A 15,966-nucleotide genomic window follows, 5' to 3' on the forward strand; every position below is an offset into this window, starting at 1 on the left:
CCTCAGACTGTAGACAACCTTTGATAATTGGCAGATGGTCTACAGTCTGAGGTGTATCTCAAACCTTTACAACAAATGGAGCGTGATTACAAAGATGTTAGCCATAGTGACCAAGCATGGAGAGGCGAGAATCCTGATTCCTGCCCAAGAGATCGAAGTGGATATACGTGGATCAACAATAGTCGTAACCCCTGATCTCGCAAATTTCTATCCCTTGTTTGTTGCCGGAACAGAGGATGCCTTATATATTTCTACTCGCCAGATTTGGCTCAAGAAGATTCTCGGTGCAGAGCTAGACCAACAGGCAGTAGCCACATATCTACAGTCTGGCGGGAAGTCGTTTTCTCTATTTAAAGGAATTGAATATATCAAGCCTGCTCATGGAGTTATTTTGTCCTCTGATAAAGTAAAGATATTTCCTTTATCGATATCACAACCATATCTCAATCTAGAAGAAGGGACTTCTTTGTTTCGTCAGTCATTACTAGAGGTGATCGAAAAACTTCCTCACCAACTTAGTAGCGATTGTAGTGGTGGGCTCGATTCGACACCACTTACGATTCTAGCAACCAAGCAGAAGCAAGTGACCGCCTTTACTTTGTCTTATCCCAATGAAACAGAAGATGTTCGGATTGCTAGGCTTATTTGTCAACAAAAGGAGATTCCGCAAGTGATTGTAGAGGATCATCCGTTACACTACTCAAATGTAGAACTTCCTTTAACGGATGAACCAATCGATTTCTGGTTTTCATCTGCCGAAACGATGCATTATTTGAGCCAAGTCTCTCTACATCATGTAAGTGGAGAAGGAGGAGACGCTGTGCTATGCTCACCTCTCTCGTATCTAAGGAAAGCTCCTTTTTTCATTGCTTGGAGTCATTTTTTTCGCTGGTCTCGGAATAAGAAGAGATCTCCTTTATCTCTGTTTCGTTCGATTAGAAGACCATCATATTTCCGTGGAGACTGGATTACGGAGAAAGTTCCGTACAGAGTAGAACAAAGTAGCTGGATCGATTTATGGGATACGGCGAAAACTTGTCGTCTAACTTCTCAATTAGCTGAGTCAATCGGGAAGACGATTTATTTCCCCTTTCTGGATGATGATGTCGTGAGAGTTTGTTTCTCTATTTATGAATATGAACGCATGAATCCTAACTGTCTAAAACCCTTAATCAAACAAGCCTTTCCAGAACTTCCAACTGTGCTATTAGAAAGGAATACCAAAGGAAATTACACAACGGACTTATATCGAGGCTATCAACAAAACTATCAACTTCTCCGAGAACAGATGGATACGATGATTTTAGCTGATATGGGGGTTATACAGATACAGCAATTTCATGAAGCGATGGAGAAAATGAACATGGGGCTTTATGTTCCGTTATGGGAATTTGACTTTACGATGGCAGTCGAGATGTGGCTGAGGACTTTAAGGAGGGAAAAGGATGTTCCAATCCCATGTGATCAAGAGTCAGGTAGAGGGGACAACCATTTTATTAGACATGAAGTCGAACGAATATTATGCTCTAAATGAAACAGCATGCGAGCTAATAGACCTTATGGATAATGGGTTTAATAAGGATGAAGCTTGCAAGGTTTTAGCCGAAAGATAAGGGCTTTGCTTTCTGAATAGCTCGCCAAACTTGTAGTGCTTCTTCTTCTGTTATAGATGATAAACCTTTTCTTTGTGCGAGTTGCTTGTCTAGAAGAATCGTTAGCATTTGTGTTACTAGCTTTCATGAATGGAAAAGCAATTGATTGGTGTGTAGGAGTGAAGCTAGCTCCTTTTTCGTCTCATTCATGGGTAGAGGTGAATGGTGTACCGTTTCAAGAATCGGAGGATATCAATCGATATCAGAGGATTTTGGTTGTTTAGATCCTTACAGAAAGAGGCTCGGTTTTTTTGTATTGTAGACATTGTCAACTATGTGATATGGTTTCAGCAGAGGATTTTTTCGAAGTGGATGCAACATGGAAAAAGAGAACGAAAAACAGAAACACAACACGTGATACTGTTTTATATAAGAAATGAATGTCTTATCCGCAATATGAAGATTTGTTAGTAAAAAGGAGGCATCAATGAATGGATAAATTCCAAGATGTTTTAGACAAAATTCTTTCGCGATTGGATAGTATGGATTCTCGTTTTGATAATATGGAAGTAAAAGTAACGGAGGGCCTAGACAAGATGGGCGCGCGTTTTGATAAAATGGACACCCGTTTTGATAGCCTTGAGTCTAAGGTGGATGAAATCAAACTTGAACTGAACTCTGTAAGAGAACAGGTAATCAAAAACAGCGAGGGTATTGCTGATTTAAACGTAAAAGTCGATGAGGTTAAAGAGGATATCGCATCCTTCCAAGAAAACATGGAGTTTCTTAACGATCAGCAAGTGGAAATTAAGAAAGATGTCTGGAAACTCAAGAGAAGAGCATGACAGTGAGCGATCCTGCCCGGATAGGGGAGGATTTTTTTATAGAAAAACAGTAGACCCGCCCATAAGGTCTACTGTTAGATTGCTAGTCATCGCTAACTAACGGCAACTCTTCATTACTCACTAATTTTGAAGAACTGATATTCTGAATTCTTCTTCTCACCATACGGGAACTTCACGATTTTACTAGGATCAATCTTTTCAGGGAACTTAACGTATTTAAACGTAACGCTGTCTTTTAGTTGATCCATCATCGACATGTCCCTTTTGCATTGTTCAAGTACCTGAACGACTCGTTCATCCGTGATAAGCGGTTGTTTTTTAAGGTCCGAGTTAATGCGTTTATTGATAAAAATGAGTAAAACACTCAGACAGACGACACCAGAAAGCCAGACATATAAGAGAGTGATATCGCTAGGAGCACTCGGGATATAATAAGAAATACTGTATGGGTTTTGCTGTTGCCCCCCTATCACTGGAAGCATAGCGTTCTTTTCGGAAAAAGACATAGCTTTCTCGGATGTTGAGACATCTGTTGTTGCGGTTTCTTCACTAGGAACAGCACGATCGAACAAGGAAGAGACATCCTGAATCGAGGGAAGAAAGTTGTAAATGCTGTACGAACTCTCTGGTGCCCATGGGAGAAGCAATCGTACCATGACGATGGTCCATAACAGATACTGCCACCGTATTGTTAACTTGTCTCGTAATAGCCCCTTCATCAATAAAACGAGGACAACTAACACACTCGCCATGATCGATGCATCTAATACCCAATCAAAAAAGTACTGGAGATAGGTGTACATAGTGTTCACAATGTTTTTTCCCTTCTTTCATTACTGCCGATGCTACTTGTCAGCCTTTTCATCGAGAATCTGTTTTAGTTCGTTAATCTCATCTGTGGATAGTTTTTCTTTTTGTAGAAAGTTCACTAGGAACGGCTTTAGTGCTCCACCAGAGACGCGCTTGAGGAACGAGGTTGTTTCTTCTTGGACACATTCTGCTTGCGAAACCAACGGATAGTACGCATAGGAACTACCGTGTTCCTGATGGTACGAAATCGCTTCTTTTTGAACCAATCGATTGATTAACGTTCGAATGGTTTTCGGTTTCCAGTCGGTATGTACCGCAAGAGTCTCGATTACTTCATTGGCTGTCAGCGGTGATCTTGCCCAAAGAACCTTCATGATCTCCCACTCGGATTGAGATATCTTCGGTAAATCTCCCATTTGTTTTTCTCCTTTCTGAGATTACTGTTGTAATCCTTGTTTATGATATTACATTAGTAATCCACCCTAGTCAACTAAAATATTAAAAAAAACGATAATTTTTTTCTGTAATGGATAAACCTATTATATCGAGGAACGTATATTTGTAAAGAAGAATAAGATACATAGAATGAGAATGATGATGAAGAGAGGGTATATGCATGGATCAGTGGAAAATAAGCTTTCCAAAGGTGAGTATCTTAATCCCCACCTATAATCGTCCTCATTATTTGAAGTTGGCCTTAGATAGCGCATTGGCCCAAACGTATCCGAACATCGAAATTATTATCGGTGATGATAGTACGAATAACGAGACAAGCGATATGTTACAACCTTATTTAGAGAAGTATCCAACTATTAAGTATCTAAAAAGAACTGCTCGTTTGCCTTTTGATAATATGGCAGAATGCTTTCAATTAGCATCTGGAGAATTTATTAATTTTTTAATGGATGATGATATTTTTTATCCAGAGAAGATAGAGAAAATGATGGGCTATTTCTTCAGAAATTCGAATGTTTCATTAGTTACTTCATACAGGGACTTGATAGATGAAAATGGAAATATCATTCATATACCGGGTTTTCATAAACATATCGCCCCGCAGGACACAGTGTTTAACGGGAAGGAATTAGGAACGATTTTTATGAGGAATGGAGTTAATTTTATAGGCGAACCCACGACTCCGTTATTTAGAAAAAGGGATCTTTCGGAAGGTTGGGCGAATTATCAAGGGATTCAATATGTTGCGCTGGTAGACATGGCTAGCTGGCTTACCTTACTTACTAAGGGGGATTTTGTATATATTGTAGAACCATTAAGTTGTTTTCGAATCCACTCGGGTCAAGGCAATCATAGTCTACAGTGGCAGCAGGGGGCCTATTATGAATTAGGAACGTTGATTCATGATAGTCATTTTCTTGATGAGTATCATGCCGAACGAGCGGCTTTAATCGATGCGTATATCCAAACACATGGAGAGCAGTTTGTGTATGGCATATCTGAATGCATCAATCCGTATATCACAGAAGAGGTGCGTGTGAGGTATCTAGAAATATTTAATAAGAATTCAAAAAAATAAGAAATCGCCTATTGTAAAGGACGGCGGATATCAAGCCGCTTTTACGATAGGCGATTTTTAGTTCTGTATGTTAATTATAGAAACCACTAGGGAAACCAGTAGGAGGTTGTTGTTGTTGTTGTTGTTGTTGTTGTTGTTGCGGTTGCGATTGATTAGGACTTACTGTGGAGCGCTCTTTTGTTTTCCGCCAATAAGAACCAGATCCATCGATATCGATCAGAGGGTCTGTTATGTTGAATTGATTTCGGAAATCATGTACTGCTTCCTGACAGAAGGGTAAGAAGTAATCATCAATAATCACATAGCCACCTAGAGAGACTTTGTCATAGAGATTGCTTAAGGCATCCCAAGTCGAGGCATACATATCTCCATCTAGTCTAGCAATCGCAATTTTTTGGATCGGAGCGGCTGGCAAGGTGTCCTTAAACCAACCTTTTAAGAATGCAACTTGACTGTCTAGTAAGTCATATTTTCTAAAATTCTCAAGTACTTCTTCCAATGAAACCTTTAAAAAGTTCATCGTATGGAAAGAAACGCTTAAGGAGTGTTGATCAGCAGGATAATTTGGATCAGCCATTGGTAATCCCTCGAATGAATCAGCGGCCCAAACGGTTCTGTCTGTAATCTGATGAGCTTTTAAAAATCCTCTCATAAAGATACATGATCCGCCTCTCCAAACTCCTGTTTCAATGAAATCACCTGGAATGCCTTCTTTTATTACGGAATCCATACATTGATGTAAGTTATTCATACGCTCTCGGCCAATCATACTGTGCGCAATGGAGGGCCAATCTAACCCTTTTTGCCGTTTTTCTTTTGTAGGGTCAAATACGATGTTATCTGGGTTGTAAAAATTTCTTTCAACTTCAAGCCAAATTTCAAATAGAATCGTCTTTTTTAATAACTCGAGATATAGTTCTGCATTCGAATCTGTATTTGACTGATCTTTATGCGTGTATATCATTTTCAAGCCCCTCTCCATGAAGTCACATACCACATAATATGGGGGAATGCTGTGGAATATGACCCTTAACATGGGTTTAAGACATAAGAGAAAAGAACCATCTATATACATGATAGGAGAGGCTCGAGATGTTGATCTCAAAGGGGGCATGGATATGGATTTATGGAAAGATAAGAGTCTTCCGAAGGTGAGTATTTTAATACCGACCTATAATCGTCCGGAGTATTTGAAACTAGCTTTACATAGTGCACTTTCTCAAACGTATCCGAATATCGAAATTATTATAGGTGACGATAGTACGAATGACGAAACAGAAAATATGTTGCGACCCTATTTAAAGCAATATGATCACATAAAGTACTTTAGAAGAACAGCGGGTGTGCCTTATGATAATATGGCGGAATGCTTTCAATTAGCTTCAGGGGAGTTCATTAATTTCTTGATGGATGATGATATTTTTCATACAGAGAAGATAACCAAAATGATGGACTATTTTTTAAAGTATCCCAATGTTTCGCTGGTTACCTCCTATCGGGAACTTATTGATGCAAATGGAAATGCCTTGCCTACCGAAGGATTTAGTAGGCAATTATTTTCTCATGACACTATCGCAAATGGAAAAGATTTTGGGGCCTTTTTCATGAAGCACCGCGTCAACTTTATTGGAGAGCCTACAACGGCTTTATTTCGGAAAAGTGCGTTATCGCAAGGCTGGGCGAACTATCAGGGGATTCGATATTTTGCACTTGTCGACATATCTAGCTGGTTGACCTTACTTAGTAACGGAGATTTTATATACATTGCAGAACCACTAAGTTTTTTCAGGAGACACGCAGATCAGGGGAATAATCATGAAGCGTGGAAAGAAGGAACTTATTATGAATGGGGTATCTTGATTCATGAGAATCAATTTATCGATCAAGCTGAGCGTGATTCCCAAATCGATGGATACATCAAAGAGCACGGGAAACAGCGCCTGTTAGGAATATCTGAATGTACAAATCCATATCTATCCGAGGATGTGCGCATAAGACACATGGAAATATTTCAGAATCTATTGAATTGATGTGGCTGTTGTGGAAGATGCCATTTAAAAAGCTACTGGTAGAAAAAACACCAGTAGCTTTCTTTTATCCCTTTTTTGCCACGCTCTTATGGACATAAGCAGTAGTACCGGAGGATGTTTTGATTCGATACCATTCATTACTAACCCCTGTGAGGGTCATTGTGGTACCTTTGGATACTCGCTGGATGACGGAAGCGCTTAGCGAAGGATTGGACCGGACATTCACGATATTCTCTATGGCTACAACCTTGCCGGTTGCATCGGTAAAGTTACTGGACGGTTTCGGGTCTTCCAGTTTTGTGGCAAAGGAGCTATTGATGAAGCCAACTTTTCCTGATTGAAGACGCACTTGATACCAGTCTTTGATGTATCCGATGTTTTCTAAAACGAGCCCATTGCTTACTTGCTCCATGGTAAATGATCCTGTAGAAGGGCCGGTTCGTATATTAACCTTATTTCCTTTTACTTTTACTTGTCCAGAAGAGGGTTGAACGGCATAGGAAGAATCTCCACGCCATTTCTTTGTATATTTTCCACTATGAATCCAAATCGGTGTCCCTTCTGGAATCAGTTTATAGAGTTCAAGTAGATTTGCTTCCCCCATACGGACACAGCCGCTGGACGCATTTGTACCAATCGATGCAGGTTGATTTGTTCCGTGAACTCCGTAGGTACGACCTGAGTCACCATTAACTGAAAAGCCCATCCAACGCTTGCCGAGTGGGTTTTCCGGTACACCACCTGGTATCCCTTTCCAACCGGGAGAGACAATCTTAACTACCATGGTAAAAGTGCCTTCTGGAGTAAGGTCCTTGGTTCTACCTGTTGCGACAGGATATGTTTTAGTAACTCTTCCATCTTGATAAAGATATAGCTTATTGGTCTTTTTATTGATCTCCACTTGATAATCCGGCGTTGCAGCTTGTGCCGTTGAAGCTGGGATGAAACCTCCTAGTAAAACGGTAAATGCTAGTGCGAATGCGAGTAACCATTTTGTGAATTTCAATTCTGTTACCTCCTAGATGATGAGAAAGATAAAGCAGTCTAAGATATTCACTGTACAATACAGAAAATCCTTTTTAGAGTGAAGAATGCAACAATTACGTGACATTTGACGGGGGAAATGGTCACTTGGCTACCGTTTTATGCAAATAAACAATCTTCCCATTCGACAACTTGACTTGATACCAATCACCTTTCATACTTATCTTCGTAAAAGAAGTACCCTGCTTTGCTTTTCCTACTATCGCGCCTGACATAGACGGTGCTGAGCGGATATTGGCGACATCCACAAATACGGTTACTTTTCCGTTGTTAGGGGGCGTGGGGGTAGAGACTGTGCTATAGTTTTTATGAACAAACACCTTACGACCGTTTGATAACTTTACTTGGTACCAATCACCTGATTTTCCGATGAGGGGTAGACTCATTTTCGATTTTAGTGTTGTAACAATAAATGATCCTGTAGTCGGACCTGTACGAGCATTTACCCTTGTGGTTGTTTTTAGCGTTCCAGAGGCTGTTTTTAACCCAACGGATGCATTGCCACGCCAGATTTTATTGCTTTTTCCACTGTGAATCCATACCGGCGTTCCTTCATAGATACGACTGTACAAATCCATGACATCACTATTTTTCATGCGCACACAGCCACTTGAGGCGTGAGTGCCGATCGATTTTGGATTATTCGTTCCGTGGATTCCATACATACGGCCATTATCACCATTTACACTGATTCCGTTCCAACGTTCACCTAAAGGGTTGTTCGGAACCCCACCCGGAATCCCTTTCCAACCAGGCTTCACAATTTTGACCGCGAGAGGAAATGTTCCTTCAGGGGTAAGTGCTTTCGTCTTACCAGTGGCGACTCGATATGTTTTGATGACGGTTTTCCCATTGAACAAATAGAGGTAGTTTGTTTTTTTGTTAATCTCAATTTTATAATCGGGAGCTGATGCGGCTTGAGCTTCGGTGGGCTGATATAGCCCGATGATGAGGGTGAAAATGAGAGCAAGCGTTACCCAAGAATACCAATGACGTGTTTTCATTCTGTTCCTCTCCTTATCTTTGCTATGATTCCATAATACCCGATTATTTAGAATAAATAAATAATTATATTAGAAAATAGGATGAAGTTATGAAGAATACTTGTCTAGGCATATGTGTTTCATTACAATAAAGCGATATAGCCTTAAAATAATCATTCCATGGATAGGGTGTTTACATGATATATGATCTCGTATTGTTTGATGTAGATGGAGTTTTCTTAAGTGAAGAGCGTTGTTTTGATACTTCAGCCTTAGCAGTATGGGAATTACTTTATGGATCTCATTTTTTAGGGATGAGCGGGGAATATTTTACTGTAAATCCGACGGAAGAAGAGATTCGCCGAATTCGTCGAGAAGTTTTTTGTGATGATCAGGTGCTAACATGGATGAAGGATCGCGGTATTAATGCGAATTGGGATATGGTATATCTCACTTTTACTGTGCAACTATGTTTGTTACTTAGGGATGTAAAGAAAGTGGAGGAAGAGAAGGTTACCTTGTGGCTACGCGAGGGAATCGATGAAAATGTTTTACGAGAATGTGGAAACCTAATGAGACAACATCGTCTACCTTTTCAACCCGATTTTAAAAATTTCCTTCATTTCTTTGAAGAAAACGAGGCTAAGTTAAATCGACAAGAGTTGTTGTGTTACTTTAATCTATTTTCCAAGCAAGGTTTAGGTGTTGAGACAAGGCTATTTTCTCGCAATAGTGATTTGTGGAGGATCGGACATTCTGTGTTCCAAGAGTGGTACTTGGGTGAGGAGTTATCTACACAAGTGCCGAGGGTGAGAGGGAAGAAAGGGTATGTATATCAAGAGATTGCTTTAGCTGAACCGGCAAACATTCGTAGTACGATAGAAAAGTTAAAGAAGCAAGGGGTCGGGCTGGGAATTGGAACGGGTCGCCCCACGATAGAGACGGAAATTCCTTTAAAAGAACTGGGTCTATATGATTATTTTGAAGAAAATCGCATTGTTAGTGCAACGGATGTAGTGGAGGCTGAACAAGCTTATCCACACTATGCACCTCTGGGAAAGCCAGGCCCCTTTACATATGTGAAAGGATATTTAACGAAGCAATCGACAGTGGAGGAGTGTGTACAGTTATCCCTTCCACTTCCTCCGAAGCAAGGGAAACGAATCTTAATCGTAGGGGACTCGATTGCCGATTATTTAGCGGCTAGAAAAATGGGATGTGATTTTGCTGCGACGTTAACAGGACTTACGGGAAAAGCTGCACGAAGTAAGTTTGAGGAGCTTGCGGCAGATTACATTTTGAATGATGTGACGGAAATTCTGGATATATTCAACATTGACTAACGGAAATCATTTTAAGCATAATAGATATGGGCAGCTTGTATGTTGTTTCAACTGTTCAACAATGAGTGAGGCATAAAAGGAGGACTTATTATTATGGCGAAACATGAACTTCCAGCGTTACCTTATGCTTTTAACGCTTTAGAACCACACTTCGACGCTCTAACCATGGAGATCCACCACGATCGTCACCATGCTACATATGTAAACAACTTAAATGCAGCATTAGAAGCGCATGAAGAACTATCTTCAAAATCGGTTGAAGATTTGATTGCTTCATTGGATTCTCTACCAGAATCGATTCGTATGGTTGTACGTAACAATGGTGGTGGCCATGCAAACCACACATTGTTCTGGGAAATCTTAAGTGCAAACGGTGGCGGAGAGCCAGTTGGCGAACTAGCAACCGCTATGAAAGAAACATTTGGTAGTTATGAAGAGTTTAAAAAGCTCTTTGCAGATGCTGCAGTGAAACGTTTTGGTTCTGGGTGGGCTTGGCTCGCATTTAAAGATGGTAAGCTATTTGTTACCAGCACAGCGAATCAAGATAGCCCGATTATGGAAGGTGCAACCCCTATTATCGGTTTAGACGTTTGGGAGCATGCTTACTACTTGAAGTTCCAAAACAAACGCCCTGACTACATCGGTTCTTTCTGGAATGTAGTAAACTGGGATGAAGCAAATAAACGTTATCTTGCCGCTCGCGGTTAAGATTCAATCATCATAAAAAAACGGTTTCCTATGAGATGTAGGAGGCCGTTTTTTTATTTGTCAATGGAAATGGATTACAGGGAATGACTTCCTATTGTTCAGGTATAGTTCGTCTCATATAATGAAATACATGTTTTGAACAAAGACGACCGAATTTCGTATTTGGAAGGAGGAACTACGAATGGATATCAAACGATTCGTTCGCAGATGGGGTCTGTTCAGTTTGGGGATGATGATTGCCCTGACCTGTACCACTGTTTTTGCCAAAAAAACATCTTCTAATGTTTTTCATATAGAGTCTGATGTGCCTTTTTCGATGTCGGTTCCTACTGATGTTGTGCATCAAGAGATGAGCGAGACCATTGCGAAAGCAGCACCAGAGAAGAAGATCACCACTACGTCTACGCATAAAGACCAAAAGATAAATAGAGATCGTAATAATAGTAAAATAGATAATAAATCCAACGTAGAATTACTTGCTCGTGCTGTGTATAGTGAGGCTCGTGGTGAAGAATTTCAGGGCCAAGTTGCGGTTGCATCTGTCATTATTAACCGTACTGAATCAGGGAAATTTCCACGAAGCATCCGTGGAGTGATCTTTCAAAAGAATGCTTTTACGGCTGTTTCGGATGGACAGTTCTGGTTGAAGCCAGATGCTGAAGCTTATCAAGCGGCCAAGTTGGCATTAAATGGATCTGATCCAACAGATGGAGCTTTGTATTATTACAATCCTAAGACAGCTACTTCTAAATGGATGACAAATAAGGCAGAGAAAAGTAGTACGAAACGCATTGGTAATCATGTTTTTATGAAGTAATCGCTGTTATTTCGAGCCATTCCTTTTGTGGAGGAATGGTTTTTTATGTACTCATGAAAATTCTCTAGATGACACACAATAACGAAAAGGGAGGAATGTTTATGGCGCGCAAAAGAAAACGCTTGTTAGTAGGGTCAGCTAGGCCTGAGATGGATCAGCTCCAAACAGATGTGTTAAATCGCAAGTTAGGAACCGCCTTTACCAATAGAGAGGATCTCAAAGTGGAGATAGCGAGGCAACTTGATATTCCTTATCAAAGCAAAGGATCGAATCGATCGATGCGGGCGGAGGATGCAGGTAAGATAGGTGGAACGATGGGTGGAATTCTGGTAAAAGAGTTAGTGCGGATGTCGATGGAAGCGCTTTCAAAGAACCGCTGACTTAAAAAATAAAGAAAAACAGCAGTTTTTTGAGTGGAAACTAGTATAATGGGGGTAGCATATTTAAGGGGGAGTCATCCAAGATGGAGCGAGTCTTACTGCTTACCATGGGCTTTGGTACAGGACATAACGCCGCTGCCCAAGCGTTGGAAGCGGAATTTAGTAAAGTGCCGGACGTGGAAGCGGAGACAGTTGACCTATTACAGTTGATTCCTAAGTCCCTTCATCCCCTAGTGCAATCAGGCTATCACGGGATGTTGGCAAAGGTTCCATTTTTTTATCATTATCTTTATGACTGGACTTATCAATCGAAAGTGATACGGCAATTATCTAGTGAAATTATTGAAAAATTGGGGCGCACAATTCGGAAGAAAGTCCTGTCCTTATTAAATGAATTTAATCCCACACGGATTGTGACTACGCACCCATTCTCTCTCTTATTGCTACCACCAATATGGAGGGATATTCCCACAGTAGGGGTGGTTACGGATTATGAACTTCATCCTATGTGGGTGGTACAGGTGCCAGATGTTTTATGTGTACCGAAAAAATTGTTAGATGAGCAACAGATGGAGCAACTTACATGGAAATCAGGATGTAAAGTAATCGAAACCGGAATTCCTATCCAGCCTAGGTACTATCAATCAATCCCTCGGGAGCAAGCACGCCGGGAACTGGCTTTATCTGCTACGAAACCAGTCGTGTTGGTTATGGGTGGCGGAATGGGGCTCGGGCCTATGGAGCAAATGGTGATGGAGATGAGCTCGATTTCTGGTATTCAATTTGTTGTGTTTACGGGACGAAATGAAGCTTTATTGGAGCGGCTTAGTAAACGCCTGTTTGCATCGCCAGTCCGTTTGCTGGGATATTGTGATCAGGTGGATCTGTACATGTCGGCGGCGGATTTACTTGTGACGAAGCCGGGTGGCATCACGATTACTGAGGCAATCGCCAAACGTTTACCTATGTTTTTATTTCAGGCTTTTCCGGGTCAAGAAGAAGCAAACCAAGCATACTTAGTGAAGCATCGTGTAGCCGTCATCACACGTTTAGCTACAGTTTGTTTGCAGTTGGACAAGCAATTTTTAACAGGTTTTAACTCCCGTCAGTGTGTGGAGCGTTTTGAAGGGATTATATCTTCTGATTCAGCGACAAAAATATTAGAAGCAACTTTTGCATTAACGCCTAATAAAATTTATATGCTGTAAGTGACGAAGTTTCTAGATATTAGAAAAAAGGGGAGGAAACTTCTTTGCAAATTGTAACTTACAAGATAAAGGCGGATGAATTAAATATCCAAACCCATGATGTAGCGAGTTCCCGCTTGGGCTTCATGCAAGATGATTGGGTTGTAGATGCGGTATTCGCTCAGCAATGGCTGATTCAGGAACAGCAGGAAGTGTTTCCACATTTACTGCCAACGGATTTACTAACCTTGTTAGAAAGAGGTAGGAATGAGTTCCGTATCTTGGAGAGTGTTGTACACAAAGTGGCGCAGTTTGATGTCTCCAAATGCAAAGTGGAGGGAGAAGGGATTGCTCTAGAATTAGATGAGCTTCTGATATTGCCTCCACTCCCTGTACCAGTCAGCTTTCGTGATTTTTATGGTTTTGAGCAGCATGTGAAAACATGTCGTGAGAAACGCGGGCTGGACATGATTCCAGAATGGTATGAGCTTCCTGTATTTTATTTCTCTAATCATCGAGCCATGGTGGGGATGGATCATAAAATTAAAAAACCAGACTATACATCTTGTTTAGACTTTGAGCTAGAAGTTGCCTGTGTAATTGGAAAACGTGGAAAAAATATCGCGGTAGAGGATGCACGTGATCACATAGCCGGTTTGATGATTTTAAATGACTGGAGTGCTAGGGATATCCAGCGAAAAGAGATGGCTGTAGGGTTAGGTCCTTCTAAGGGAAAAGATTTTGCTACATCGATGGGACCTTACTTTGTTCCACTTTTTGCACTAGAGGATAGGCGAAGAGGAGATCATTGGGATCTGAAAATGGCTGCCCGAATTAACGGGAAGCAGGTATCGAAAGGGAACTTGCGCGATTTAACTTGGACATTTTCTGCGATGGTCGCCCATGCTTCTCAAGATTGTGAGTTGGTTCCGGGGGAAGTATTTGGCTCTGGGACAGTGGGTACAGGTTGTTTATTAGAATTAGGTATAGAGGTACATCGCTATCTGGAACCAGGCGATATCATAGAGTTAGAAGTTGAGCGGTTAGGTGTACTCAGTAATCGGATTAGTAGGAATTAGTATCTATTACCTTCTCCATCGATCGGAGAGGGTTTTTATTTCTTAGAGAACTGGAGCGATGGATCATTCGAAAACAACAGCAACAACAGCAAATGAGAAAAGAAAAACGGCAATCGAAGGAGAGCCGCTTAGAAGTAGGGCAGGTTGTCACGATTCCGATTCGGAAATTAGGGATTAATGGTGAAGGAGTAGGACACGTTCAAAAGAAAGTGGTTTTTGTAGAGGGCGCGATACCGGGAGAAGAGGTTCAAGTTCGCATAGGACAGGTTGAGGATCGGTTTGCCTATGGTGAGTTAATGAAAGTAATCAAGCGTAGCCCTTATCGCGTGGAGCCAGAGTGTCCTGTGTATGATCGATGCGGGGGATGTACGATTCAACATATTCATAAACGTTTCCAAGCCCGGTTGAAAAGAGAACAGATTGAAGAATCATTTCGGCGTTATACTTCATTGACTGAATTACCGATAGAGCCAACGATTCGCATGCAGGACCCGTGGAAATATCGTAATAAAGCCCAGCTTCCTGTAAAGCAAATCGGAAGAAAAGTAGCGATGGGGTTGTATACGGCTGACTCAAATCATCTGGTAGATGCAAGTGAATGTAAAGTGCATCATCCAAAGCTAAATGATATCTTAGAGCGTTGTCGAAGAGTTGTGGAGCGCCTGAGAATCCCTGTGGTTGACGGTGGGAAGCGGGGTAAAGGGATCAGGCATCTAGTGGCGCGGATTGGGTTTCGCACAGATGAGGTTCAGCTTGTTATCGTGTCGTCAATCCGTCAATTGGAGCAAGAGGCACAGCTTGTGGAAGAGATTCGTAAGCGGGTACCTGAGTTAGTCAGTATCGTGTACAACTGGAATCCAGAGGATACCTCGTTGGTATTTGGAGAAGAGACACGAGTGTTGTGGGGAGAAGAGAAGTTACAAGATCGTCTTGGGGATTATATGTTCAATCTATCTGCACGAGCCTTTTATCAATTAAATCCACAGCAGACAGAAGTTTTATACGACCAAGTGAAGAAAGTGGCATCCCTTACAGGAACAGAAATGGTTATCGATGCTTACTGTGGAGTAGGAACGATCGGGATTTGGTTAGCTGCGGATGCGAAGAAAGTGATGGGGATTGAGAGTATTGAAGAAGCAGTGGCAGATGCAAAAGAGAATGCGGAGATCAATGAGGTTGATAATATCGAATTCTATTTTGGACAAGCTGAGGAATTGATTCCTACATGGGTAAAGCAGGGATTGGAGCCGGATGTGATCGTCGTTGATCCTCCACGTACTGGATTAGGGCAGGTTATGGTAGATACTCTGTGCGAAGTGAAAGTTTCACGATTCATCTACGTATCTTGTAACCCGGCCACACTAGCTAAAGACAGTGAGCAATTATTGAAGGCAGGTTATGAGTTAGAAAATATTATTCCAGTGGATCTTTTTCCGCAAACGGCTCATATTGAGGCAGTTTGTCGGTTTGTGTATAAGAAGTGATGGGTCTACTATTAGAGCAAGCCCGGGGCATATGCATCTGACCACAGTCCACTAACCTCGCTGTGGTCAGATGCGTAGTCTCTAGTCTGTTCTCCCTAGTTAATCAACAGATCTTGGTGAGGGAGTTGAT

The 15,966-nt window shown here is 41.3% G+C and carries 17 protein-coding genes and 1 pseudogene; 13 read left to right on the plus strand and 5 right to left on the minus strand.

Features of this window, described 5'->3' with window-relative positions; genetic code table 11:
* Nucleotides 1-94: 94 nt before the first annotated feature.
* The 4 genes from BLU58_RS03295 to BLU58_RS03315 all read left to right on the plus strand — a co-directional run bounded on the left by BLU58_RS03295 (nt 95) and on the right by BLU58_RS03315 (nt 2,437).
* The gene (locus BLU58_RS03295; protein ID WP_176786473.1) at nt 95-1,534 is read left to right on the plus strand and encodes an asparagine synthase-related protein; all 1,440 of its coding nucleotides are present in this window, start codon (nt 95-97) and stop codon (nt 1,532-1,534) included.
* On the plus strand, nt 1,503-1,613 hold the full coding sequence (locus BLU58_RS17245; protein ID WP_176786474.1) for a PqqD family peptide modification chaperone: 111 nt from the start codon (nt 1,503-1,505) through the stop codon (nt 1,611-1,613). The genes BLU58_RS03295 and BLU58_RS17245 overlap by 32 nt, the downstream gene beginning before the upstream one ends.
* A gap of 74 nt (nt 1,614-1,687) precedes the next feature.
* The gene (locus tag BLU58_RS03305) at nt 1,688-1,876 is read left to right on the plus strand and encodes a lasso peptide biosynthesis B2 protein (protein ID WP_176786475.1); all 189 of its coding nucleotides are present in this window, start codon (nt 1,688-1,690) and stop codon (nt 1,874-1,876) included.
* A 207-nt stretch (nt 1,877-2,083) separates the two neighbouring features.
* Nucleotides 2,084-2,437 (plus strand): hypothetical protein, encoded by a 354-nt coding sequence (locus BLU58_RS03315; RefSeq protein ID WP_093290811.1) that lies wholly within the window; start codon nt 2,084-2,086, stop codon nt 2,435-2,437.
* A 113-nt stretch (nt 2,438-2,550) separates the two neighbouring features.
* Here the strand turns inward: BLU58_RS03315 and BLU58_RS03320 are convergent, their stop codons facing one another.
* Entirely contained in the window at nt 2,551-3,240 is a 690-nt protein-coding gene (locus BLU58_RS03320; protein WP_255404581.1) for a M56 family metallopeptidase, read from the minus strand.
* A gap of 42 nt (nt 3,241-3,282) precedes the next feature.
* The gene (locus BLU58_RS03325; RefSeq protein ID WP_093290813.1) at nt 3,283-3,663 is read right to left on the minus strand and encodes a BlaI/MecI/CopY family transcriptional regulator; all 381 of its coding nucleotides are present in this window, start codon (nt 3,661-3,663) and stop codon (nt 3,283-3,285) included.
* Between the two features lie 200 nt (nt 3,664-3,863).
* Here BLU58_RS03325 and BLU58_RS03330 point away from each other — a divergent pair, with 200 nt between their 5' ends.
* The gene (locus tag BLU58_RS03330) at nt 3,864-4,781 is read left to right on the plus strand and encodes a glycosyltransferase family 2 protein (protein ID WP_093290814.1); all 918 of its coding nucleotides are present in this window, start codon (nt 3,864-3,866) and stop codon (nt 4,779-4,781) included.
* 181 nt (nt 4,782-4,962) lie between these two features.
* On the opposite strand, the pseudogene BLU58_RS03335 reads toward BLU58_RS03330, so the two are convergent.
* A pseudogene (locus BLU58_RS03335) lies at nt 4,963-5,745 on the minus strand (TylF/MycF family methyltransferase); the annotation flags it as partial.
* Nucleotides 5,746-5,899: 154 nt separating this feature from the next.
* Here BLU58_RS03335 and BLU58_RS03340 point away from each other — a divergent pair.
* Entirely contained in the window at nt 5,900-6,811 is a 912-nt protein-coding gene (locus tag BLU58_RS03340) for a glycosyltransferase family 2 protein (protein WP_176786476.1), read from the plus strand.
* 64 nt (nt 6,812-6,875) lie between these two features.
* Here the strand turns inward: BLU58_RS03340 and BLU58_RS03345 are convergent, their stop codons facing one another.
* Nucleotides 6,876-7,817: a L,D-transpeptidase family protein gene (locus tag BLU58_RS03345; RefSeq protein ID WP_093290817.1), complete on the minus strand. Its 942-nt coding sequence runs from the start codon at nt 7,815-7,817 to the stop codon at nt 6,876-6,878.
* A gap of 121 nt (nt 7,818-7,938) precedes the next feature.
* Nucleotides 7,939-8,859 (minus strand): L,D-transpeptidase family protein, encoded by a 921-nt coding sequence (locus tag BLU58_RS03350; RefSeq protein ID WP_093290818.1) that lies wholly within the window; start codon nt 8,857-8,859, stop codon nt 7,939-7,941.
* Between the two features lie 176 nt (nt 8,860-9,035).
* On the opposite strand from BLU58_RS03350, the gene BLU58_RS03355 reads away from it, so the two are divergent.
* From BLU58_RS03355 to rlmD, 7 genes are all read left to right on the plus strand, one after another.
* Entirely contained in the window at nt 9,036-10,181 is a 1,146-nt protein-coding gene (locus tag BLU58_RS03355; protein WP_255404572.1) for an HAD family hydrolase, read from the plus strand.
* Between the two features lie 93 nt (nt 10,182-10,274).
* Complete coding sequence (locus BLU58_RS03360) at nt 10,275-10,889, plus strand: superoxide dismutase (RefSeq protein ID WP_093290819.1); 615 nt, start codon at nt 10,275-10,277, stop codon at nt 10,887-10,889.
* 181 nt (nt 10,890-11,070) lie between these two features.
* Entirely contained in the window at nt 11,071-11,706 is a 636-nt protein-coding gene (locus tag BLU58_RS03365; RefSeq protein WP_255404573.1) for a cell wall hydrolase, read from the plus strand.
* A 101-nt stretch (nt 11,707-11,807) separates the two neighbouring features.
* On the plus strand, nt 11,808-12,086 hold the full coding sequence (locus BLU58_RS03370; RefSeq protein ID WP_176786477.1) for a small, acid-soluble spore protein, alpha/beta type: 279 nt from the start codon (nt 11,808-11,810) through the stop codon (nt 12,084-12,086).
* 83 nt (nt 12,087-12,169) lie between these two features.
* Nucleotides 12,170-13,294, plus strand: a complete 1,125-nt coding sequence (locus BLU58_RS03375; RefSeq protein ID WP_093290821.1) for an MGDG synthase family glycosyltransferase — start codon at nt 12,170-12,172, stop codon at nt 13,292-13,294.
* A 44-nt stretch (nt 13,295-13,338) separates the two neighbouring features.
* The gene (locus BLU58_RS03380) at nt 13,339-14,352 is read left to right on the plus strand and encodes a fumarylacetoacetate hydrolase family protein (protein WP_255404574.1); all 1,014 of its coding nucleotides are present in this window, start codon (nt 13,339-13,341) and stop codon (nt 14,350-14,352) included.
* A gap of 92 nt (nt 14,353-14,444) precedes the next feature.
* Complete coding sequence (gene rlmD / locus BLU58_RS03385; RefSeq protein ID WP_093290822.1) at nt 14,445-15,836, plus strand: 23S rRNA (uracil(1939)-C(5))-methyltransferase RlmD; 1,392 nt, start codon at nt 14,445-14,447, stop codon at nt 15,834-15,836.
* Nucleotides 15,837-15,966 lie beyond the last annotated feature (130 nt).

Origin of the sequence: Thermoactinomyces sp. DSM 45892 (genome assembly GCF_900107305.1) — a bacterium.
GTDB lineage: Bacteria > Bacillota > Bacilli > Thermoactinomycetales > Thermoactinomycetaceae > Baia.

What these genes read in the sequence shown, in the direction of transcription:
- BLU58_RS03295 (WP_176786473.1), top strand. Translation starts at nt 95, where the DNA reads ATGTTAGCCATAGTGACCAAGCATGGAGAGGCGAGAATCCTGATTCCT.
- BLU58_RS17245 (WP_176786474.1), top strand. Translation starts at nt 1,503, where the DNA reads ATGAAGTCGAACGAATATTATGCTCTAAATGAAACAGCATGCGAGCTA.
- BLU58_RS03315 (WP_093290811.1), top strand. Translation starts at nt 2,084, where the DNA reads ATGGATAAATTCCAAGATGTTTTAGACAAAATTCTTTCGCGATTGGAT.
- BLU58_RS03320 (WP_255404581.1), bottom strand. Translation starts at nt 3,240, where the DNA reads ATGTACACCTATCTCCAGTACTTTTTTGATTGGGTATTAGATGCATCG.
- BLU58_RS03325 (WP_093290813.1), bottom strand. Translation starts at nt 3,663, where the DNA reads ATGGGAGATTTACCGAAGATATCTCAATCCGAGTGGGAGATCATGAAG.
- BLU58_RS03330 (WP_093290814.1), top strand. Translation starts at nt 3,864, where the DNA reads ATGGATCAGTGGAAAATAAGCTTTCCAAAGGTGAGTATCTTAATCCCC.
- BLU58_RS03340 (WP_176786476.1), top strand. Translation starts at nt 5,900, where the DNA reads ATGGATTTATGGAAAGATAAGAGTCTTCCGAAGGTGAGTATTTTAATA.
- BLU58_RS03350 (WP_093290818.1), bottom strand. Translation starts at nt 8,859, where the DNA reads ATGAAAACACGTCATTGGTATTCTTGGGTAACGCTTGCTCTCATTTTC.
- BLU58_RS03355 (WP_255404572.1), top strand. Translation starts at nt 9,036, where the DNA reads ATGATATATGATCTCGTATTGTTTGATGTAGATGGAGTTTTCTTAAGT.
- BLU58_RS03360 (WP_093290819.1), top strand. Translation starts at nt 10,275, where the DNA reads ATGGCGAAACATGAACTTCCAGCGTTACCTTATGCTTTTAACGCTTTA.
- BLU58_RS03365 (WP_255404573.1), top strand. Translation starts at nt 11,071, where the DNA reads ATGGATATCAAACGATTCGTTCGCAGATGGGGTCTGTTCAGTTTGGGG.
- BLU58_RS03370 (WP_176786477.1), top strand. Translation starts at nt 11,808, where the DNA reads ATGGCGCGCAAAAGAAAACGCTTGTTAGTAGGGTCAGCTAGGCCTGAG.
- BLU58_RS03375 (WP_093290821.1), top strand. Translation starts at nt 12,170, where the DNA reads ATGGAGCGAGTCTTACTGCTTACCATGGGCTTTGGTACAGGACATAAC.
- rlmD (WP_093290822.1), top strand. Translation starts at nt 14,445, where the DNA reads ATGAGAAAAGAAAAACGGCAATCGAAGGAGAGCCGCTTAGAAGTAGGG.